The sequence below is a fragment of the Streptomyces sp. NPDC044719 genome (assembly GCF_056433405.1).
Window position 1 is genome coordinate 358,415 of sequence record NZ_JBWKHE010000008.1, and the last position, 21,175, is coordinate 379,589.

A 21,175-nucleotide genomic window follows, 5' to 3' on the forward strand; every position below is an offset into this window, starting at 1 on the left:
TCCTGCGCCCGGGCAGGGCGGTCGGGTTCCGGCAAGGCGGGGCGATGGGCGAAGTCGTGGCTGTCGTCGTCCTGCGGCCGTGCAGGGCGGTCGGGTGTGGGCACGGCTGGGGCACGGACAGGGGCCAGGCTGTTGTCCTCCTGAGGCCGGGCGGCCGGATCGCGCATGCGCAAGACGGGGGCGCGGGCGGAGGCTGGGCCGTCGTCGCCCCGCGCCGAGTCGGTGCCGCCCGCGTCGGCAAGGGCCGGGACGTGTTCGGCGAGCAGGCGGTGGGTCCATTCGTGGCGGGGGGCGTGCCACAGGCGTTGGGTGGGGCCCGATTCGATCACGCGCCCCGAGCGCAGGACGAGGACCTCGTCGGCGAGGGTACGGACCACGTCCAGGTCGTGGCTGAGCAGGACGACCCCGATGCCGCGGGCCGCGACCGACGCCAGCTGGTCGACGATGCCGCGCTTGGTGAGCGCGTCCTGGCCGGTGGTGGGTTCGTCGGCGACGATGACGCGGGCACCGAGGAGGAGGGCCTGGGCGAGCACGACGCGTTGTTGCTGGCCGCCGGAGAGCTGGTGGGGGTGGCGACGCACCAGGGCTTCGGCGTCGGGGAGTTGAGCGGCCGCCAGCGCTTCGCTCACCCGTTCCCGAGCCGCCGCGCGACGCTGTGCGCGGGGCAGGTGACGTACCTGGGCGCGGGCGATGTCGTCGAGCAGCGCGCTGACGCGGCGGGCCGGGTTGAGGACCGCGGCGGGGTGCTGAGGCACGTACCCGACCGGGCCGTCACCGGGCCGGCGCACCTCCCCGGTGACCCGGGCGCCGGCCGGATACTCCCCCAGCAGCGCGAGGCCGGTGGTGGTCTTGCCGCTCCCGGAGGCACCGACCAGGGCGGTCACCCGGCCGGCGAGCACCCGCAGGTCCACCCCGTCGACGATGGCCCGGCCGGCGATCTCCACGCGCAGGTCACGGATCTCGGCGACCAGGTCGGTCTCATGGCTCACGGGCGGCGCCCTTTCTTGTCCAGTGCGGCGTCGAAGAGCAGGTTGGTGCCCGTCGTCAGCGCGACGATCAGCAGGGCGGGCACGACCACGGCCCAGGGCTGGATGAACAGACCCGTGCGGTTGCGGTCGACCATGACCGCCCAGTCGGCGGCGTCCGGGGCGACCCCCACGCCGAGGAACGCGGCCGTGGACACCAGATACAGCACGCCGGTCAGCCGGATCCCGGCGTCCGCGGCCAGGGTGCGCAGGGCGGAGCGGCCGACGTAGCCGACGGCGACGCGCCACCACGACTCGCCCTGCATGCGCAACGCCTCCACTGCGGGCCGGGCCGCCGCCTCGGCCGCCGCTGCCCGTACGATCCGGGCCGCGTCGGGCACGTTCACCAGCGCGACGAGCAGCGCGAGGCCGGCCGCGCCGGGCGAGAACACGGACGCCACCAGCAGGATCAGCAGCAGCGACGGTACGGCGAGCAGCACGTCCAGCGGCCGCATCAGCAGCTCCTCCAGCCACCGTGCGCGGGTCACCGCCGCGGCGAGTCCGGCCGGCAGGGCGACGAGGTAGGCGAGGGACGTCGCGGCGAGCGCGGTCAGCACGACCGTACGGCCGCCGTGCAGCACCTGCTGCCAGACGTCCCGGCCCACGAAGTCGGTGCCGAGCCAGTGGCCGCCCCCGAGCGTGAAGGAGACGCCGCGCGGGCCGGGGTCACCGGCGAACACGGGCCCCAGGAGGGCGAGGAGCAGGGGGACCGCGACGACGGCGAGGCCGAGTACCAGCCGGCGCGGCGCCCTCACGCCGCCACCCCCGCCCGCGGCGTCAGCCGGTACGCCACCACGTCCGCACCCAGGTTCAGTACGACGGTCAGCACACCGAACACCACCGCCAGCCCCTGCACCACCGGCACGTCCCGCTCGGCGACCGCGTTGAGCAGGACCGTGCCCAGGCCGGGGATCACGAAGAGCGCCTCCACGACGATGACGCCGCACAGCAGCCAGTCGACGGTGCGGGCGAGTTGCTGAGCCGCCGGGGCCAGCGCGTTGGGCAGGGCGTGGGCGTAGCGGACACGGGCGCCGGTGACGCCGTAGCGGCGGGCGTGGGCGGCGTAGGGCGAGGCGAGGGCGTCGACCATGCCGGCCCGGACCAGGCGGGACAGGGAGCAGACCGGGCGGGACAGCAGGACCAGCACCGGCAGGACGAGCACGGCCGGGTGGCCGAGCAGGTCCGTGCCGTAGCCCACCGCCGTCGGCGGCAGCCAGGCCAGTTTCAGCGCGACGAGGGTCACCAGCAGCACGCCGAGGGCGAATTCGGGCACCGCGTACACGGCGAGTGTCACGGAGCTGACCAGCCGGTCGATCAGCCGCCCCTCGTGCCGGGCGGCCAGCACGCCGAGCCCGAAGCCGAGCGGGACGAGCAGGGCGACGGTGAGCGCGGCCAGCAGCAGGCTCGGGCCGAAACCGTCCGCGATGTACTGGGCCACCGGACGGCCGGAGGTCAGGGAGGTGCCGAAGTCGCCTTGCAGCAGGCCTGCGGCCCAGCTCAGCAGCCGTTCGTGAGCGGGCCGGTCGAGGTCCATGGCCTCGCGGATCGCCGCGATGCGGGCCGGGTCGGGCTGGTCGCCCGCGAGGGCGACGGCGGCGTCGCCGGGGAGGGCTTCGGTTAGGGCGAAGACCAGAAGGACCACGGCGAGTGTTTGGGCGAGGCCGAGGGTGAGGCGCCGGGCGACGAAGGAGCGGAGGCCGCCGGGCGCCGCGCTCGACGTACGGCTGCCGTGCCGTCGTGGCTTGTCGCGCCCCGCGGCGGAGCCGCAATTGGATTCAGCCCCGCGCCCCTTCACGTCAGTCACGTCAGCCATACTTTGTCGAAGCGGGCCCAGTCGAGGGTGTTGGCGGGGGCTTTGGTCTCGACTCCCCTGACACCGCGGGCCGTTCCGATGATCCAGTCCGCGAAGCCCCACACCAGGAACCCGCCCTCGGCGTACAGCCGGCGCTGCATCCGCTCGTAGACGGCGGACCGCTCGGTCTTGTCGCGGGTGGACTGCGCCTGCTGGTAGAGGGCGTCGAAGTCCTTGTGCCGCCAGTGGGTGGCATTGGTCGTGGAGTCGGTGAGCAGCCGCTGGGAGATGTGGGCCTCGATCGGCATGGCGCCGGAGCGGTAGCAGCACAGGGTGCCACCGTCGAGGATGTCGCTCCAGTAGGAGTCCTTGCTGCCCATCTTCACGTCGATCGTGACGCCGGCCTTGGCGGCCTGGTCGCGGAAGATGCCGGCCGCTTCGGTGAAACCGGCGGCGACGGCGGAGGTGTCCAGGGTGACCTCGAGCTTCTCGGCGCCTGCCTTCTTCAGCAGGGCGCGGGCGCGGTCGAGGTCCTGCTCGCGCTGGGGCAGACCGTCGGCGTAGTACTCGTAGCCCTTGCCGAACAGGTCGTTGCCGGCCTCGCCCGCGCCGGACAGGGCGCCGGCGACGAGTTCCTTCCGGTCGGCGATGAGGAAGAACGCCTCGCGTACCCGCCGGTCGTCGAAGGGCGGCCGGTCGGTCTTCATGCAGAACGCCTGCATGGCGCTGTTGCGCAGCCGCACGATCTCGATCTGTCCCCTGCCCTCGTGGGCGCGTGCGGTGGTGGGGTTCAGTTCGTGGGCGTACTCGACCTGGCCCGCGAGGAGGGCGTTGACGCGCGCGGACTCCTCGTTGGCGACCACGAACTCGAGTTCGTCGAGGTAGGGGGCGCCGTCCCAGTAGTCCTCGTGGCGGCGGAGGACGGCGGAGCGGCCGGGCGCGAAGGAGACGAAGCGGAAGGGGCCGGAGCCGATCGGCCGCCGGTCGAAGTCGGTCGCGTGCTCGGGGACGATGTAGGCGCCGAACGCGGCCAGGACGTTGGGGAATTCGGCCGTGGGGCGCTTGAGGACGAACTCGACGGAGCGCTCGCCGGTGGCGCGGCTGGCGTCGAGGTCGATGGGTTCCAGGGACGCCTTGGCGCGGAACGCTTGCTTCGGGTCGGCGATACGGCGGTAGCTGTGGAGGACGTCCTTCGCGGTGACCGGCCTGCCGTCGTGGAAGGCGGCCTCGCGCAGGGTCACCTGCCAGCGGTCGAGGGTCTTGTTCGGCTCCCACTTGGCGGCGAGGCGGGGACGGGCGGAGAGGTCGGCGTCGTAGTCGGCGAGCTTGTCGTAGAGGGCCTTGGCGCGGGCGACGTCGGCGAACAGGTTGGCCAGATGCGGGTCGAGGGTCTCGCTCGCGCCGCCGCCGGCGAAGGCGGCGCGCAGCCGTCCGCCGCGCTTCGGCTTGTCCCCGCTGCCGCTGTCCGTCTTGTCGTCCGTGCCGCCGCCGCAGCCGGTGAGGGCGAGGGCGGCGGCGCCGGTGGTGGCGGCGAGGAAGCCGCGTCGGCGCAGGCCGGGAAAGTGTGCGTCGTGCATGGCTGGTCCTTCGTGTCCTTCGGGTCAGGGAGTGTGGAGGCGGGCGACGACGTGCAGCCGGTCCCCGTCGGTGGTGGTGCCGGGCAACTCGCCCTGGCGCCAACGGGGTTCGGTGCGCGGGCCGGGGCCGTCGTGCAGTTCGAGCACCTCGAAGCCGTGCGCGGTGAGGAAGCGCCGTAGCTCCTGCGGGAACAGCAGTCGCCAGGCGGAGTGCTGTGCGGCGGGCGGGGAGCCGTCGTCCGTGGTCCAGACGCGGGTACGGCGGAGCAGTTGGGCGGTGCGGTCGACGGTCAGCGTGGTGTCCGACCGGTAGGCCGTGCCCTGCCAGGCGAACTCGTCGACGACCGGCCGGTCGAGCAGGTCGGTCCGGCCGAGGAAGTACGCGCCGTTGCGCATCTCGGCGACCAGCAGGCCGCCCGGGGTGAGGGCGTGGCGGCAGGAGGCCAGGAAGCCGTCGAGCTGGTCGTTGGTGTGGCAGTACAGCAGGGAGCTGTCCAGGCAGACGACCGCGTCGAAGGTGTCACCGCCCAGGTCGAAGCCGTGCAGGTCGGCCCGGACGTACGCGGGGCCGGGATGGCGGGTGCGGGCGTGGGCGAGCATCGCCTCGGAGAGGTCGGCGCCGGTCACGGTCCGGCCGGACCGGCGCAGGGCCGCGGCGTCGCGGCCGGTGCCGCAGCCCACGTCCAGGACGCGCCGCCCGGCCCCGTGGCGGCGCAGACAGTCCTCCGTCCACCGGGCGGCCAGCCGTTCGGGGTCGGGGAAGCGGGCCTCGTAGAGCTCCGGGTGGTCGGTGAGGAGGTTGCCGACCACACCGCCGCGTATGCCGCTCATGCGACGCTCCGCTCGCGCACCGGCTCCGCGGGGGCCGGCATCGCCCCGCGGCGGTACAGCCATGCCACCGCGCCTGCCGAGAGCAGCCCGAACAGCGCGCAGCAGACCCACGGCAGCCACGGATGTCCGTCGCCCTCGCCCGTGTCCATGGCCCAGCCGACGGCCGTGTTGCCGAGGGCGGCGGCAACGCCCGAGACGACGTAGAAGATCCCGAAGTACGTGCCGGTCAGCTCGGGCCGGCCGAAGCGCGGGATCAGCTCCATCACGAACGGCTGCGCGATCATGATGCCGAGGTAGAGCAGCAGCGCGCCCGCCAGCACGGGCACGGCTCCCGCCATGAGGGCCGGCGGCAGGAAGGCGAGCCCCATCACCGCCAGCCCGACGGCTATCCAGCGTGCCCTGTCCCCACGGGACTTGAGACGCTTGGTGATCCTCAGCTGAAGCGCGAGGTTGGCGATCGTACCGACGAGGAAGACGATGCCCGCCGCCCCGTCCCAGCCGGTCGCCTCCCTGGCCCCGGCGGGCAGCAGCAGATACAGCTGGTTCTCCAGGGTGAACATGCCGACCATGGCGAGCGCGAAGGCCACGAAGGGCCGGTTGCCGAGCACTTCGCGCCAGTCCCCGAGGACGCCGCCGCCGCTCGGCTCGACCTTCCGCGCGGGCAGGACGAGGGCCTGTGCCACCGTGAGGACGGCGAAGATCCCGGCCGCGGTGAGCGCGGACGTGCGGAAGTCGACGAGGAGCAGGGCGCTGCCCAGCAGCGGGCCGATGAGCGCTCCGGTCGTGGCGAACACGTTGAACAGCGCGAACGCCTCCGCCTTGCGCTCTCCGGCCTCCTGCGCGAGATACGCCCGCACGGCCGGGTTGAACAGCGCCCCCGCGAGCCCGCTCAGCACGGAGGCGGCGAGCAGCACCGCCAGCCCGTCGCCGAGCGCGAACAGCGCGAACCCGAGGGTGCGCAGGGCGCAGCCCGCGATGATGACGCCGCGTGCGCCGAGCCGGTCGGAGGCGGAGCCGCCGATGATGAACAGGCCTTGCTGGCTGAGGTTGCGGACGCCGAGGACGATGCCGACGACCGCCGCCGACAGGCCCAGGTTCTCGGTGAGGTGGGTGGCGAGGTAGGGGATGAGCAGGTAGAAGCCGGTGTTGACGCCGAGCTGGTTGACCAGCAGGAGCCGCACGGCGAGCGGGAAGCGCCGTATCTCATGCCACGTCCGCACGGGCCGCCACCTCCTCGACGCCCAGGCCGGCGAGGCCACTGGTGCGGACGACGCCCTCGGCGCCGCCGATACCGGTCCACGGGTCGTGGGCGAGCAGCAGATGCCCGTCGAGGTCGGTCCAGCGGGCCCGATCGGCGAGGTGGACGGCGGGGGCGAGTCCGAGGGTGCTGGCGGTCAGGCAGCCGAGCATCAGGCCGGTGCCGCTGCCCTCGATCAGCCCGGCGACGCGCAGGGCCGCGTGCACGCCGCCGCACTTGGCGAGCTTGACGTTGACTCCCTGGACGCGTCCGGCGAGACGGCGGACGTCCTCCAGGGTCACGGCGTCCTCGTCGGCGATGACGGACAGCGGTGCGCGCTCCGCGAGGGCACCCAGGGCGTCCGGGTCACCGGGCGGGACGGGCTGCTCGACGGCCTCGACGCCGAGGTCGGCGAAGCGCGGCAGCAGGGCGCCCGCCAGCGCCACGGACCAGGCGCCGTTGGGGTCGAGGAGCAGCCGGGCCCGGGGAGCGGCGTCGCGGATGACACGGACGCGCTCGATGTCGTCCTCGGGATCGGGGGCGCCCGCCTTGACCTTGATGACCTCGAAGCCGCTCGCGGCGAGACGCCGGGCCTCGGCCGCCGCCCGGGCCAGGGCGGTGATGCCGATGGTGCGGGCGGTCGCGGCGACGGGCGGGGCGGTGGCCCCGAGGAGACGGTGCACGGGGACGCCCGCGCGCTTGCCGGCCAGGTCGAGCAGGGCCGACTCGACGGCGGCGGTGACCGCGGGCGGTACGTCACGGGCGGGCGGTTCCCCCGCCCGCAGGGCCTCCAGCGCGCTCTCCGGATCGGCGAAACGGCTCAGGTCCACGGCGGAGAGGAGCCGTACGAGCGTCTTGGTGCCGAGCCCGTAGTACACGCTGGTGACGGCCTCGCCGTGGCCGCGCAGGCCGTCGTGCTCGACGGTGAGCCACACGGCGTCGCGTGCGGTCATGGTGGAACGGGAGATGCGCAGCGGCTCGGCGAGTTCGAGGCGTACGGTGCGCAGGCTGGACTTCACGGGCTCTCTTTCTGCTGCGAGGCGGGGGCGGCGAGCGGGTCGCTGACGCGGGTGCAGCGGACCCAGCCGGCGGCCTCCGCCGCGTGCGGGTGCGGTATCTCGACGGGCCGGGTGGCCGCGGCGGCCGGGTCGAGGCCGTGGGCGGCGGTGAAGTCGTCGTCGTAGACCGTGCCGAGGTAGCGGTGCGGGCCGTCGGGGAAGACGGTGGCGACGACCGCCCCGGGGTGGACGCGGGCGGCCCAGGCGGCGACCCGGGCGGCGGCGCCGGTGGACCAGCCGCCGCTGACGAAGGCGCCCCGCGCGAGCCGGCGGCAGCTGTCGACGGCCTCGGCCGGGCCGACCCAGTGGACCTCGTCGAAGGCGTCGTAGGCGACGTTGCGCGGGTGGATGCTGCTGCCCAGGCCGCGCATCAGCCGGGGCCGGGCGGGCTGGCCGAAGATGGTGGAGCCGGTGGCGTCGACGCCGATGAGCCGCAGGGCGGGCCAGTGCCGGCGCAGCGGGCCGATGATGCCGGCGCTGTGGCCGCCGGTGCCGACGCTGCACACCAGGATGTCCAGATGGTCGAGCTCGACGGCGATCTCGGCCGCCAGGGAGGCGTAACCGGCGGTGTTGTCGGGGTTGTTGTACTGGTCGGGCCAGTAGGCGCCGGGCAGTTCGGCCAGCAGTTCCCGCAGCCGGGCGAGGCGCGCGGCCTGCCAGCCGCCCCGCTCCGCAGGACGGTCGGCGATCTCCAGCCGCACCCCGTGGGAGCGCAGCAACTGGCGCATGGAAGGCTCCAGTTCCCGGTCGCCGACGAGCACGACGGGATGGCCGAGGGCCTGTCCGGCGAAGGCGAGCCCGATGCCGAGGGTGCCGGAGGTGGACTCCACCACCGGGGCGCCTGGCAGCAGTTCGCCGCGCTCCCGGGCGCCCAGCAGCATCGACACGGCGGCCCGTGCCTTCATCCCGCCCGCGGCGAGCCCTTCGAGCTTGGCCCAGAACCCGGGGTGCGGGCCCGGCAGGTCGGAGGTGATGCGGGCCAGGGGGGTACGGCCGACCAGGGAGAGTAGCTCCCGTCGCGCGGCCGGTCGCAGCGCGGTCGCGGTCATCGCCCGCCTCCCGGACAGGAGCCGTCGTAGCGGTGCAGGACACCGGGGCCGCCGTCGAGCCAGAAGAAGGGGTACGGCTCCGCGCACACCGCGCTGACGCCCTGCCCGAGGAAGCGCGGCAGCACGGCGCTCCCGGTCTGGGCGAACATCACCAGCTGTTTGCCGTGCTCCAGGGCGTGCCGCCGCAGCGGTTCGAAGGTGCCGTTGCCCAGGGTCATGCCGGAGACGAGCAGCGCGTCACACCGGCCCGCCTCGGCGAGGGCGTCGGCGACGACCGGCTCGTCCCACTCGGTCGCGCCGCCCTTGAGGTCACACGGGACGTAGCGCAGGTCGCGCGAACGCAGCGCCTCCAGGAGGGAGTTCACCACCCCCACCACGAGCACGGTGGCACCGGGCGGCAGGTCGAGCAGGCCGACGACCACCTGAGCCCGGGCCCGGGACTTCGCCAGGGACGACCCTGCGGGCAGCGGGACGGGGTCGGCCCCGTTCTCCGGGGTGTGCGGCAGGACATGCGTCAGATAGGCGTCGAGGGCCGCCACCCGCACCGCCGGAAGGGGATGGTCCAGCAGCCGGGCCACGTCGGCGCCCACACATTCCTCGACCGCGCTGTCGGGCAGCGCCCCGGGTTCGACCGCGCAGGAGCCGACCGCCTCGGCGAGGCGCAGGCTGAGCACCTCGTTGCGGTAGCCGGTGCCCCGTCCGGCGTGCCGGACGGCCTGCCGGGTGGTGAAGGCGACGGCGACGCGCAGCGTGCCCGGGTCGGGCCCGAGGGCCCCGGCGCGCACCTGGTCCACGAGGCCGTCGTACGAGGCGCGGGTGCCGGTGAGGGCGGTCATCGGATCACCAGTCCCGCCCGCAGCCCGTCCAGCAGGGTCTCGACGCGCGCGCGGGCGCCCAGTCCGTCGGCGTCGCCCGCCATGACGTGCCCCAGGTACTCGTTGTTGCTGCCCGCCTCCTGCACCGCCCTTCCTGGTTCGGCCAGTTGCGCCTCCAGCACACCCGGCAGGTCGCGCACGCCCTCGCCGTCCAGGGCTTCGAGGGTGCCCGAGGAGTCCGGCACCAGGAAGCCGACGGCGGCGCTGCGCAGCCCGGTGTCCGTGTGCCGCAGGTCGGGTGCGCGCCCCAGGGCGACGTCCACGAAGGCGGCGGCCAGGTCGATCCCGGTGACGTGCCGGACGAGCTCGGTGATGCGGTTCCCGGCGGGCCGGGGGTTGACCTCGACCACGCGCGGCCCGGCGGAGGTCAGTTTGATCTCCGTGTGCGCCACGACCCCGTCGGTCAGCCCGAGGGCCTTGAGGGCGGCCAGCGCGGTCTGTTCGGCGGCCTCGGCGTCGGCGAGGGGCAGCGCGGCCGGGAACATGTGCCCGGTCTCGACGAAGGCGGGCGCTCCGCCGACGCTCTTGTCGGTCACGCCCACCACATGGACCGCGCCCGCGTACGACACCGTCTCGACGCTCACCTCGGGGCCGTCCAGCAGCTCTTCGAGCAGCACCACGGGCGTCCGCCGCTGTCCGCGGGCATTGACCGGGAAGTCGGCCAGGGCCCGGCAGGCGGCGGCGAGCTGCGCCTCGTCGTCCACGCGGCGCACGTACATGCCCGCGCACAGGTCGACGGGCTTGACGACCAGCGGGTAGCCGATGTCCCGCGCGGCCCGCGCGATGTCGGCCCACTCCTCCCGGACGGCGAAGCGCGGGCCCGGGACTCCCGCGTCGGCGAGGACGCGGCGGGTGGCGTCCTTCCGGCAGGCGTTGCGCACCGCCTCGGGCCCGGGGCCGGGCAGACCGAGGCGCTCGGCGATCCGTGCCACAGCCGGCAGGTAGTAGTCGCAGGACGTGACGACCCCGTCGAAGCCGAGCACCCCGTGCAGCCGCTCGACCTCGGGCAGCAGCGCCTCGACGTCGTTGGTGTCGGCGGTGATGACGTTGCGGGCGCCGAGCAGCGGATGGGCCGTTCCCTCCGGGGCCGAGCGCAGGTAGTGGTGCAGGTCACGGGTGAGGAACGTGAACGCGTGCCCGTTCTCCCGGATCGCCCGCGGCAGCAGCCGGCTCATGGACCCGACCCAGCTCTCGACCACCAACAGATGAGCCACAACTCCCCCTTTCAAAAGGTTGCCACCCACAGACGCTATCGATAATCATTTTCATTGTCATCTTCTTGAGTGAAGTTTCCCGGAGACCCTCTTGACTCGTTCTCTGCGCCGCACCGCACTGCTGTGCGCCCTCACGGCCGCCACAGGCCTGCTCCCCGCGGGCCCGGTCCGGGCGGCCGAGCCGCCCACGCCCCTCCGCTTCTCCGCCTGCCCGGACTCCGTCCCCCGCCCGGCGGCACCGGACCGTGTCGAGTGCGGACGGCTCACGGTGCCGCTGGACTGGCACCACCCCTCCGGGCCGCGCATCGAGGTGGCGGTCTCACGGGTCCGCGCCTCGGGCACCGCCGCCGAACGGCGCGGCACCCTGCTGGTCAACCCCGGTGGCCCGGGCGGCTCCGGCCTCCCCTACGCGGTCACGAAGCGGGCCAAGCTCCCCGAGAGCGTGCGGCGTGCGTACGACGTGGTCGGCTTCGACCCGCGCGGCGTCGGACGGAGCACCCCGGTCTCCTGCGGCCCGATGGGCGGCCTCTTCGACAGCCCGGGCAGCGACCCGGTGCCGGCCGGGCCCCGGGCGGAGCGGGCGTACCTGTCGTCCCTGCGCTCCCTGGCCGACGACTGCGCGACCCACGCGGGCCGCCTGCTGCCCCACCTGTCCACCGAGCAGACGGCGTACGACATGGACGCGATACGCCAGGCCCTCGGCGAACCACGGACGAGCTTCCTCGGCGTCTCCTACGGGAGCTGGCTCGGCGCCGCCTACACCGCCCGCTTCCCGCACCGCGTCGGCCGGATGGTGCTGGACAGCGTGGTGGGGCCGTGGGGCTGGTACGACTTCGACGTGATCCAGAGCCGGGCCCTGCTGCGGCAACGTGACACGTTCTTCGCCTGGGCCGCCGGGCATTTCGGACTGGGAGAGACTCCTGCCGAGGTGCGTGCGTCGTATCTGCGGGTGCGCCGGGGGCTGGCCGCGCGGCCCGTCGCGGGCTTCGGCCCGGCGGAGTTCGACCGGGCCGTGTACCGCGCGCTGGGCCGCACCGAACGCTGGGAGGGCCTCGCCGACGGACTGCGCGGCTACCTGGCCGACGGCGAACCGGACGGGCTGCGCCCGGCCGGCGCCTTCGACAGCCCTGAGTCACAGAACTACGAATCGGCCAACCGCGTCGTCAAATGCGCCGACGGGCCGGGCCCCAGCCCTCGCGACATCGTCACGGACATCCGCCGCACCCGGCGTCTCGACCCGCAGCCGATCCTGACGGGCATGGAGGCGAGCGCCTGCGCCTACTGGCACCACCGGCCCGGCCACCGCACCCCGCTCGGCAGTCCGGACGCGCCGCCGGTCCTCCTCGTCGCCTCCGCGCACGACCCCGTCACGCCCGTCGAGGGTGCCCGCGAGCTGCGGCGCCTGCTGCCCGGCGCACGCCTGGTCACCCTCGAGAACGACTACTCCCACGGCGTGTTCGCGAGCCGGGGCGACACGTGTGTGGACGACGCCGTGGCGGCCTATCTGGTGCGCGGAACCGTGCCGTCGGCGGACGTGCGCTGCACGGGCCCGGGTCTGCCGGCGGTCCGGTAGCGAGCGCCGGCCTCAGGACTCCTTCCACACCAGCACGGTCAGCACCGCGTTCGCGACGGTGACCGGCGCGGCGGCCTGGCTCAGCAGCCGCACCCGCATACTGCGCCCCGAGGCGAGCCGCTTCGTCAGGGGCACGACGACGAAGCTGCCGCCGCCGGTCCCGGCGATCTCGTGGATCGGATGGTCCGCCCGGTGCTCGTCGCCCTCGTACTCCGACATGCGCGCCTGCACGACCGCACCCGCCGGCAGATCGCCGATCTGGAGGCTGAGGGTCCCGCTGAAGCGGGCCGGGCCACGGGCGAACACGCTCCCGCCGGTGGCGTGGTGACCGGTCTCGTCGGTCCACTCCGTGGTGAACTCGACCGAGTCCCAGGCGCCGGGCGCGAGCTCGTACTCCCCGGCGACACCTAAGTTGACGTACTGGGGCATGGGGTCCTCTCCTTCCCACCGGCCCGCCGGGAGGGCCAGGGCGTCGGCGACATCACGGCGGAAGTCGGCCATGTCGAATCCGCGCGGGTCGACCTTCCAGTCGCTCCATTCCAGGTGGCCGATCGCGCTCTTGTGGCCCCAGCCGTGCGCGCGGCAGACCGCGGCGGTGGCCTTGACCATGGCGAGGTACTGCTCGGGCGGCCACGGGTCCTTGCCGTCGCCCTTGTTCTCGCATTCCCAGCCGTAGAACCGGGCGTTGCCGTCGACCGCGCCGGCCGAGCCGTCGTGCTCGTGCGTGGCGGGCGGGTATGTGCCGTACGACTCTCCTATGACGGCGTTCAGCACGTCACCGTCACCGCCGCCGGCGTGGTTGGCACGGCCGTTGCCGGTCAGGTGGACGACACCGTCCTTGGTGATGCACCCGGTGGCGAGCGGACCGGGCAGGGCGCTGTGGCCGTGGTAGATCAACTCGACGACGTCCGTACCGGGCCCGGTGACGGTGTGATGGATCATCACACCGTGCACGGGACCCCAGGGGCCCTTGTGATTACGGTTGTTGGTGCGCCAGCCGCCGACCTCGTGGACGGCGCAGCCCTCGGCCTTCAACGCGGCGACGAGCCGGGTGGCGGTGAGTGGTGTGGCCATGCGTCGGTCCTCCGTTTCGGCGCGCTCGCGCCGGTCCGAAGACTGCGGGCCCGGCGGCGGAGCGTGCCTGCGGAACGCTTCGCCCGAACCTGCCCTGGAAACTCGCCAGGCCCTCACTCACCATTGTTCCGCCGCTCGCTGCCTCCCTCACCTCGCCGTGCCCCCGCACACAAATTCGGCGGGATTACGCCCCTGCCGCGGCAGGGGGCAGGGGCTCTGTCAGTGGCCCGGCGTAGGGTCCGCTGCCATGAGCATCCCCGCCGCCGAGGAGTCCTGGGCCCGCATCGACGCCTGGCTGACCCGGCACGCTCCCCTCACCGACCGTGAGGACGGGCTGCCCATCACCCCGGGCATCGCCGGGAGTTCCACGCTGCCTCGTGTTCTGGCCGACTTCGCGGATGCGCTGGAGGGCGGCCTCCCGTTCCAGGGCCGGATCCCCCTCGCCGTGGACGGAAAGCTGCTGTGGGAGGAGGAGAGAACCGTGCCCGCCGACCCGGTCTCCCCGCTGAGCCACGCAGGCGGGCTCGCCGAGCCGGAGTCGGACCCGCCCTTCCCGCACAGGCCGGTCTTCCCGCACCAGGCCGAAAGCGCGGGGCCGGCACCCACGCAGGCGGTCGCCGAGAGTGGGACGCAGAGACTCTTCTTCGTCCGCACCGGCCGTCCGCGTCCCGAGCCGCTCCCGGACCAGCCGGACGTGGCGTTCTGCGCGGGGCTGACGCCGGGCGAGATGCTGCGCCGACTGGGCGCTGTTCCCGACACCGTCCGGCCGCGCGACCGCCGGCAGGCCCAGCGGGCGGTGGGGTCGGCCTGGGCCGCGCACCGGCCGCTGGTCCGTGCGGGCGCCGTCGACGGATGGGCGTACGCCACGATCGAGGGCGGCGCCGCGCAATTCGCCCGGCCCGAAGTGCTGCGCGCCCTGTCCGCCGGCACACGGGCGGTGATCCTGACCAGGCGGGGCCCCGAGGTCGCTCTCACCTTCGCGGAGGACGGCATCCCGTGCCCTGAGGAGGAAACCCGGCGCGTCATGTCACCACGAGAGGGCAACCACGTCGGCGGACCGTGGGCGCGGCGCCTCGGTGTGGACCTCTGGCCCGGATCCACCGCCGCCTACACCGGCTTCCTGGCCGTCCTGGAAGGGGAGTTCGGGATCGCCTACGACCCTGACGCGGAGGGGCCGCAGGAGCTGACCAGCGCTCTTGTGCTGCCCCTCCTGGACGACCTGCCGGAGCGTGAACCCGAGGCGTGCGTAAGGGACTTCGACCTGTCCGGGCTCGTGGAGCGCACCCCGCCCCGGCGGCTGCGCACCGCCGTCGCGGCCCAGCTGGCCCGGCTGGCGGCCGAGACGCACCTCGACACCCACCCGGAGGTGACGGAGGCCCTCGACCGGATCCGGCTCGGTCTGCCGGTCGACTGCGACCAGCATGATCCCCTGGCCCTGCGGATCCGGACCCTGGCCGCGGAGGTGCACGCGACCAGGGCGCTGCTGTCCGGCGGCGACGGCGGGCCCGTGTCCGAGGACGACCTCACCGCATGGGTCGCGCGAAGCGACGCGGCCGACGCGCTACGGGCCTTCCTCCGGCTCCCGTTGCCCGTCGCCGCCGAGGCGGTCCTCCAGCGGCGGATCTCCCTCCACTGGCGGGACGAACTAGCCGCCGACCTCGTGCCCGCCGTCCCGTGAGACCAGGGAGAGTCCGGCGATGTCGGCGGTGTCGCTGAGCCTTGCAGGCGGCGCGTCTTGGCTCCGCCCTGTACCGCCGCGGTCAGACCATCTCGGGCTGGGGTTCCGGCTTGGGCGCCGGTGCGGCTGCGGGCTCCCACACCCGCGTCGTCCGTATGTAGCCGTAGATCACGGAGCCCATCGCCGCTATGAGGAGGGGCCCGAACACCTGAGGGTGCGCGGCCATCTCCACCGGCAGATAGCGGTACGACACCAGGAGCGCGGCGAACACCGTCGTGCCGTAGGTGACCAGCTGGATTCCGGACCGGTCCCAGCCACGTGCCTGTGCGCGCAGGGCCACCTCGATGGTGAGCGTGAACACCACGCCGGCGACGAGGTCCACGCCGTAGTGGTAGCCGAAGCCCAGCGTCGCGGTGAGCGTGGCGATCAGCCAGAACGTGCCCCCGTAGCGCAGCAGGCGCGGGCCCCGGCGGGAATGGAGGTAGATCGCGACGGCCCACGCCGTGTGCAAACTGGGCATGCAGTTGCGCGGGGTGATCCCGTCGAACGGCATCGACTGCGGGGCGCCGATCGGCGGCGGCAGGTCGGGCCACAGGTTGGCCAGGGCCCAGTGCCCGCCGTCGGCACCGTAGGCGTAGACCGGCCCGACCACCGGGAAGATCATGTAGATGCCCGGTCCGAGGAGGCCGATCACCAGGAACGTGCGCACCAGGTGATGCTTCGGGAAGCGGCGCTCGGCCGCCACGTTGCGCAGCTGGTACAGCGCGACGACGACCGCGCCCACCGCGAGCTGCGCGTAGACGACGTCGAGCAGGAGGGTGCCGACCGGGTCGGTCGCCATGACGATACGGCCCACCAGCCACGACGGGTTGCCGAGCGCGTGATCGGCGGACGCCAGGTACTGGTCGAGAACCGTCGGGCGGGTCTTCGACGTGATGAGCAGCCAGGTGTCACCGGTCTTACGGCCGGCCACCAGCAGCAGGCCGAGCCCGACACCCTTCAGCAGCAGAACGCGCTCCGGGCCGGTGCGGCGTGTGACGGCCATGACCGCGATCCCCAGGATCACCCACAACGCGCCATTGCCGAAAGGGTGTCCGTCGGCCAGGAAGGGCGCGCCGATCGCCCAGCGCACCAGCTGGAAGACGGCGTCGATGCCGACCGCGATGCCGACCGCGATGAAGCGTTGCCGCCGGGTGAGCACCACCAGCGCCATGGCCAGGCAGGCATACAGCAGCCAGCCCGATTTGGGCGGGAGTATCACCTCTTGCACCTGGCAGGTGATCGGCCCCGGAACGCCGTAGCGACGCGCGGCGATCTCCAGCACGATGAGGAATCCGAGGGTGATCACCCCCGCCATGGCCCATAGCAGCACACGCGGTTGACGCCATGCGGCGAACGTCGTTCTGCTGCCTATTCGCGCAAACAAGCGCGATGCCATGGATATCAATTTTTTAGTCTGTTTTCCGGTGAAGAAGGGCGATGGGTGCTCATCACAAGCTCGAACATGCTAGCGGAGCGATGCGGATGAGTCTCGGGATTGCGGGTGATTCGAGCCGACTCAGGGCCGCTCGTGCCCGTAAGGGGGACGGCGTGCAGAAGCACACCGGCTCGGCACGCCATCTCCTTCGAGCCGCACGCACCTACTGGGTCAGTCCGTTCGTGCAGGCGGCACCCGGCTCGGGGGTCTGCGAGCCCTGAACGTACTTGGTCAGGAACTGCTCGACTCGCGGGTCCGATGCCTTGTCCACGGTGAGCTGATAGCCCCAGGCCGAGAGCATGATCGTCCCGGACTGGTCGTCGACCGGGCTCATCAGCGTGTAGGGAGTCTTGGCGACCTTGTCGGCGAGCGTCTTGACGTCGGCGTCGGCCGCCTTGTCGTTGTACGTCACCCAGACCGCCCCGTGTTCGAGGGAGTGGACGGCGTTCTCCTTGCCTATGGCCTTGGTGTAGACGGTGCCGTCGCAGGTCATCCAGGCCTGGTTGTGGTCGCCGCCGACGGGCGGGTTCATCGGGTAGTCGACGGCTGCCTGGACGTGGTTACGGCCCAGCTTCTTCGCGTCCCACGTCTTCTCGCCGCGTACGGGCTTCTTCGCGGCGGCGGCCTGCTGCTCGTCCTTCTCGTCCGCCTTGTTCAGGGCGTAGGCGCCGAAGCCGGCCAGCCCGGCGACGATGACCGCGCTGAGGGCGATGGTGATGACGCGGTTGCGACGCTCGCGGGCTTTTTCGGCGCGGCGCATCTCCTCGATCCGGGCCTTGCGGGAAACGGCGGCGGCCTTTTTGCTGGTCTTGCTCATGGCTGGGTGTCCTTCTTCCTTCGCGCCGTACGGCGGTCGCTGCGGGGAGGGCAGGGATGTCTCGGGTCGCCGCGCGTGGGCGCACGGCGTCATGGCATCCGGCTCAGGTCCGCAGCACCTGAAGGACGTGCAGGTCGGGAGCGCCGCTCGCGGGAGGAGGCTGGGCGAGGAGCGCGGGGCCGCTGTGCCACCTGGGGAGGTCCGGCATGCGGGGCAGCAGCGCCGGCATCGGTTGTACGGGGGCCGCGAGCACCCCCGCCGCCGGGTGTACGGCCGGAGCGCAGCACGCGTCGCCGGCGGGGCAGTCGTCCAGATGCACGGCCGCCACGGTGTGATGCACGGCCGCCACGGTGTGATGCCCGGCCCGGCCGTCGCCGGCGCCGTGTTCCGCGTATCCCAGGCACACCACCACCGTCGCGAGCAGGACGGCGAGAACAGGGCAGAGGACCCGGGGCCACGTGGTCCACCACGCTCCGCGGGATCTGCGCTGCGTCAGCGGCGTCCTGCTCGTCATCACGGTGATGTTAAGCGCTTTCTGGGAATGCGGGGCGGTCAGTCGCCGAGCCTGTCCTCGATGAGCGTCTTGAACTCCTCGTAGGAAGCGGGAGGTTGGATCCTGGTTCCGTCGACGAGAAAGGTCGGGGTGCCCTGGACACCCAGGCCGAGGCCGTCGCGCTGGTCGGCCTGAATCCGTCCGGCCGTCTCCGGATCGGCGAAGTCGGCGTCGAACTTCTCCATGTTCAGGCCGAGTTCCTTCGCGTAGCCGCGGAAGACGGGCTCCTTCCACTCCTGCGACTCGCCCCACTCCTTCTGCGTGGTGAAGAGCTTGGTGTACATCGCCTCGAACCTGCCCTGGCGGGCGGCGGCCTCGGCGGCGCGTGCGGCCGGCTCGGCGTTGCGGTGTCCTGGCATGGGGAAGTAGCGGGCGACGAAGGTGACCCTGTCGCCGTACTCCTCACGCAGCCGCTCCACGACCGGGTAGTACGCCCCGCACGCCTCGCACTCGAAGTCGAGGAACTCGACGATCGTGAGCTCGCTCCGCTCCGGCTCGGTCAGCCGGTGGCTGGAGCCCCGGACGGGCAGCGCCTCGGCGGCGGGCCGCACGTCCGCCCCGGCGCTGCCGGGTTCGTCGGGCCGCAGCAGCAGGTAGGAGCCAAGGGCCAGCGCAAAACCGGCCACGAGGACAGCGGCGATGATCAGGTGCTTGTACAGCTTCTTCATGATTCCTCGGTGGGATTGGTCGTGGTGGAGCGGCGGGACGCACATCGCGGGCGTGCGGGCCGGCCCGGCAGGCGTCGGGAGCGGCGAGCCGGTCGCTTCCGTCACCGCGGTCGAGACGCGGGTCCACGCGGCGTGCTTCGCGCCGGTCGGAGCGGACCCGCCGGACGGCCGGGATGATCGTGGTGATCGCCGCCGGGAGACAGGACCCCGGCCCACCGGGCGGCAATACCCGCCGCGTGCCCGTCAGGGCAGGCAGGGACCACCGATCGGCATCGGCCGGAGAAGGGGCGGGACGAACGGACCGCGCCCGTGACGCGGGGGCGCCCTGCCCTCGTTCAGCCGCACCAGCAACGCCGACACCGGTGGGGCGGAGCTCTCGCGCACCGGGACCAGAGGGCCGTTGCCGTGGCGGCCGCCGAGCAGCAACGGCCACAGGAACAGCAGCAGACGTCGTACGACCGCCCAGAGCGTCCCGCTCTGCCACAGCAGCCGCTCGGTGAGCCCCAGCAGACGGGCGGCGAGCAGCAGCGTGACCGCGTGACCGGCCTGCGTCACCGGAGCACACCCGCCGGGCAGGGAGTACGCGGCGTGACAGGCCAGTTGCGCGGCGGCGAGCACCGCGAGCACCTGGGTGTCCGTCAGTCTCCGCCGCGTCAGCGCCGTCGCGCCCGGCACCGCCACCGCGGCCGTCCCGGCCACGATGATCCACCGAGGGGCGTGGCACTGCGCCAGCACGTGCCCGGCCAGCGGCAGCAGCACACACAGCACGGCGAGCACACCCGCCCTGAGCACGCGCGGCACACCGGACGCCGGGGAGGCGGTTCCTCGCGGGCGGTGCGGTCGCATCAGGTTCGGGCCTTCGGGAGCCGTCCGGGACCGGACGGACGGGGGGCGTCAGGCTGCGAGGGCTCGGTTCCCCGCAGGTGCCTCGGCAGCGTACCGGGCGACGGCCGGCGCTCCCGCGGTGCCCGCCCCTACAGCCAGTCGTGCTCCCACGCGTAGCGCGCCGCTTCGTGCCGGGTCCGGGTCTGGGTCTTCTGCATGGCGTTCGAGAGGTAGTTGCGTACGGTGCCCTCCGCCAGGTGGAGGCGGGCGGCGATGTCGGCGACGGGATAGCCGTCGCGGGTGACGCGCAGTACGTCGATCTCCCGGTCGGTGAGGGGACAGTCGTCGACGACGGCGAGCGCGGAGACGTCCGGGTCGATCCAGCGCTTGCCGGCGTGCAGCGTGTTGATGACCGCCGTGATGTGGGCGGGTTCCGCCGACTTGCTGACGAAGCCCTGGACGCCCAGTTTCAGGGCCCTGCGGAGCACTCCGGGCCTGGCATGGCGGGTCAGCATGAGGATCACCTGCTCCGGCCGGGCGCGGCGGATCTCCGCGACAGCTCCCAGTCCGTCCACCCCGGGCATCTCGAGATCGATGACGAGCACGTCGGGCCGGTGCTGGAGCGTGGCCCGCACCGCCGATTCGCCGTCCTGTGCCTCGGCGAGCACGGTGATCCCGTCCTCGAGGCTCAGCAGCGCCGCCAGCGCCTTGCGGAGCAGCGCCTCGTCGTCGGCGAGCACCACGGTGGTCATCGGCCGGTCCTCCCGTACGAAAAGGCCGCGGCCGTGAGGAAGCGCCCGTCCGTCCGCTCCACCGTCAGCTCACCTCCGTTGTCGCCCACGCGCTCCCTGAGGGTGGACAGTCCGCTGAGCCCGGAGAGGGGAGCCGTCCCCGCGCCGTCGTTGACGATGGTGATGCCCGACTCCGCGAGGGTGATCCGCACCTGTGTGGCTTGCGCGTGGCGCAGGATGTTGGTCGTCGTCTCCCGCAGGACCTGGCCGAGCAGTTCGTTGACCCGCTCGTCGACGTCGGCCTCACGGTCGACCCGCACACGGATGCCCGCGGCTTCGAAGAGGTTCTTCGCGTTCTCCAGTTCCACGGACAGATTGAGCCGCCGCTGTGCGTACGCCAGCTCCTTGGTCTGGGTGATGGTGTCGCCGACCAGGGCGCGCACCTCCCGCAGTTCCTCCTCCACCCGCCCGATGTCACTGCGCACCAGCTTCTCGGCCAGCGCGATCTTCAGCTTCACCACGTGCAGCGTGTGGCCCTGGATGTCGTGCAGATCACTGGCGAAGCGCACGCGCTCCCGGACGACGGCCAGCTCCGCTTCGCGTTCCCGAGACTGCTCCAACTCCTCGACGAGGTCGTAGAAGACCTGCCCGGCGAACATGCTGCCGGTCACCACGACCGTGACGCCCACCGGGATGAGGACGTAGAGGATCAGGACCTCCGCCACATCCGCCGGCGCGACCAGCAGCCGGGCCGCGCCCACGGCGGCGACGAAGACGATCAGCCCGACGGCGGCCAGGATGCGGTGGCGCGGCAGCTTGGGCGCGTACAGGGGGCCCAGGACGGAGATGCCGTAGAACGCCGTATGGCCGCCCACCACCAGCACCCCGGCGATCCACACCAGCGCGGTGACGATCAGGCACGGCAGGACGACCCGGGGAATGCCGCTCGCCGTCCACCGCGCGGAGGCGACCAGCGCCGCGGCCACGCCCAGGCTCAGGATGACGGCGTCCCACCACGTCCGGGCATCGACGGCCACCAGCAGTGCCCCCGAGGAGACGGTCACCGTGACCATCGTCCTGACGTTCAGCCGGCGCAGCCGTTCCCGTGTTCCCTCACGGTC

20 protein-coding genes are annotated in these 21,175 nt (G+C 72.9%); 2 read left to right on the plus strand and 18 right to left on the minus strand.

Annotated elements, in window-relative coordinates; all coding sequences use genetic code 11:
- The 10 genes from AC07DF_RS31055 to AC07DF_RS31100 all read right to left on the minus strand — a co-directional run.
- The coding region (locus AC07DF_RS31055; protein ID WP_478978760.1) for an ATP-binding cassette domain-containing protein at window positions 1-989 on the minus strand (989 nt) is incomplete at its 3' end.
- Complete coding sequence (locus AC07DF_RS31060) at window positions 986-1,780, minus strand: ABC transporter permease (RefSeq protein ID WP_478978763.1); 795 nt, start codon at window positions 1,778-1,780, stop codon at window positions 986-988. The genes AC07DF_RS31060 and AC07DF_RS31055, both read right to left, overlap by 4 nt.
- Window positions 1,777-2,667 (minus strand): ABC transporter permease, encoded by an 891-nt coding sequence (locus AC07DF_RS31065; protein ID WP_478979280.1) that lies wholly within the window; start codon window positions 2,665-2,667, stop codon window positions 1,777-1,779. Before AC07DF_RS31065 ends, AC07DF_RS31060 begins: the two co-directional genes overlap by 4 nt.
- Before the next feature lie 158 nt (window positions 2,668-2,825).
- Window positions 2,826-4,394 carry an ABC transporter substrate-binding protein gene (locus AC07DF_RS31070; protein ID WP_478978766.1) on the minus strand — a complete coding sequence of 523 codons (1,569 nt, stop codon included), beginning with the start codon at window positions 4,392-4,394 and terminating at the stop codon, window positions 2,826-2,828.
- Window positions 4,395-4,418: 24 nt separating this feature from the next.
- Entirely contained in the window at window positions 4,419-5,225 is an 807-nt protein-coding gene (locus AC07DF_RS31075; protein ID WP_478978769.1) for a class I SAM-dependent DNA methyltransferase, read from the minus strand.
- Window positions 5,222-6,445, minus strand: coding sequence for an MFS transporter (locus AC07DF_RS31080; protein ID WP_478978771.1), 1,224 nt, complete (start codon window positions 6,443-6,445; stop codon window positions 5,222-5,224). The genes AC07DF_RS31075 and AC07DF_RS31080 overlap by 4 nt, the downstream gene beginning before the upstream one ends.
- Window positions 6,429-7,481: an enolase C-terminal domain-like protein gene (locus AC07DF_RS31085; RefSeq protein ID WP_478978774.1), complete on the minus strand. Its 1,053-nt coding sequence runs from the start codon at window positions 7,479-7,481 to the stop codon at window positions 6,429-6,431. The genes AC07DF_RS31080 and AC07DF_RS31085 overlap by 17 nt, the downstream gene beginning before the upstream one ends.
- On the minus strand, window positions 7,478-8,569 hold the full coding sequence (locus AC07DF_RS31090; RefSeq protein WP_478978777.1) for a PLP-dependent cysteine synthase family protein: 1,092 nt from the start codon (window positions 8,567-8,569) through the stop codon (window positions 7,478-7,480). The genes AC07DF_RS31085 and AC07DF_RS31090 overlap by 4 nt, the downstream gene beginning before the upstream one ends.
- Entirely contained in the window at window positions 8,566-9,405 is an 840-nt protein-coding gene (locus AC07DF_RS31095; protein ID WP_478978780.1) for a hypothetical protein, read from the minus strand. Before AC07DF_RS31095 ends, AC07DF_RS31090 begins: the two co-directional genes overlap by 4 nt.
- Window positions 9,402-10,658 carry an ATP-grasp domain-containing protein gene (locus AC07DF_RS31100; protein ID WP_478978783.1) on the minus strand — a complete coding sequence of 419 codons (1,257 nt, stop codon included), beginning with the start codon at window positions 10,656-10,658 and terminating at the stop codon, window positions 9,402-9,404. The genes AC07DF_RS31095 and AC07DF_RS31100 overlap by 4 nt, the downstream gene beginning before the upstream one ends.
- Before the next feature lie 91 nt (window positions 10,659-10,749).
- Between AC07DF_RS31100 and AC07DF_RS31105 the strand changes: the two genes are divergently transcribed.
- The gene (locus tag AC07DF_RS31105) at window positions 10,750-12,231 is read left to right on the plus strand and encodes an alpha/beta hydrolase (protein ID WP_478978786.1); all 1,482 of its coding nucleotides are present in this window, start codon (window positions 10,750-10,752) and stop codon (window positions 12,229-12,231) included.
- 12 nt (window positions 12,232-12,243) lie between these two features.
- Here the strand turns inward: AC07DF_RS31105 and AC07DF_RS31110 are convergent, their stop codons facing one another.
- Complete coding sequence (locus AC07DF_RS31110) at window positions 12,244-13,305, minus strand: peptidoglycan recognition protein family protein (protein ID WP_478978789.1); 1,062 nt, start codon at window positions 13,303-13,305, stop codon at window positions 12,244-12,246.
- A 247-nt stretch (window positions 13,306-13,552) separates the two neighbouring features.
- Between AC07DF_RS31110 and AC07DF_RS31115 the strand changes: the two genes are divergently transcribed.
- A complete protein-coding gene (locus AC07DF_RS31115) occupies window positions 13,553-14,983 on the plus strand; it encodes an SMI1/KNR4 family protein (RefSeq protein WP_478978792.1) in 1,431 nt (476 codons plus the stop codon).
- 82 nt (window positions 14,984-15,065) lie between these two features.
- Here the strand turns inward: AC07DF_RS31115 and AC07DF_RS31120 are convergent, their stop codons facing one another.
- From AC07DF_RS31120 to AC07DF_RS31150, 7 genes are all read right to left on the minus strand, one after another.
- A complete protein-coding gene (locus tag AC07DF_RS31120; protein WP_478978795.1) occupies window positions 15,066-16,340 on the minus strand; it encodes a phosphatase PAP2 family protein in 1,275 nt (424 codons plus the stop codon).
- A 283-nt stretch (window positions 16,341-16,623) separates the two neighbouring features.
- Window positions 16,624-17,277, minus strand: coding sequence for a DUF3105 domain-containing protein (locus tag AC07DF_RS31125; protein ID WP_478978798.1), 654 nt, complete (start codon window positions 17,275-17,277; stop codon window positions 16,624-16,626).
- 103 nt (window positions 17,278-17,380) lie between these two features.
- On the minus strand, window positions 17,381-17,791 hold the full coding sequence (locus tag AC07DF_RS31130; protein ID WP_478978801.1) for a hypothetical protein: 411 nt from the start codon (window positions 17,789-17,791) through the stop codon (window positions 17,381-17,383).
- A 38-nt stretch (window positions 17,792-17,829) separates the two neighbouring features.
- Window positions 17,830-18,498 (minus strand): DsbA family protein, encoded by a 669-nt coding sequence (locus tag AC07DF_RS31135; protein ID WP_478978804.1) that lies wholly within the window; start codon window positions 18,496-18,498, stop codon window positions 17,830-17,832.
- Window positions 18,499-18,741: 243 nt separating this feature from the next.
- Complete coding sequence (locus AC07DF_RS31140) at window positions 18,742-19,344, minus strand: hypothetical protein (RefSeq protein ID WP_478978807.1); 603 nt, start codon at window positions 19,342-19,344, stop codon at window positions 18,742-18,744.
- A gap of 128 nt (window positions 19,345-19,472) precedes the next feature.
- Entirely contained in the window at window positions 19,473-20,075 is a 603-nt protein-coding gene (locus AC07DF_RS31145; RefSeq protein WP_478978810.1) for a response regulator, read from the minus strand.
- Window positions 20,072-21,127, minus strand: a complete 1,056-nt coding sequence (locus AC07DF_RS31150) for a sensor histidine kinase (protein ID WP_478978813.1) — start codon at window positions 21,125-21,127, stop codon at window positions 20,072-20,074. Before AC07DF_RS31150 ends, AC07DF_RS31145 begins: the two co-directional genes overlap by 4 nt.
- Between the last annotated feature and the right edge of the window lie 48 nt (window positions 21,128-21,175).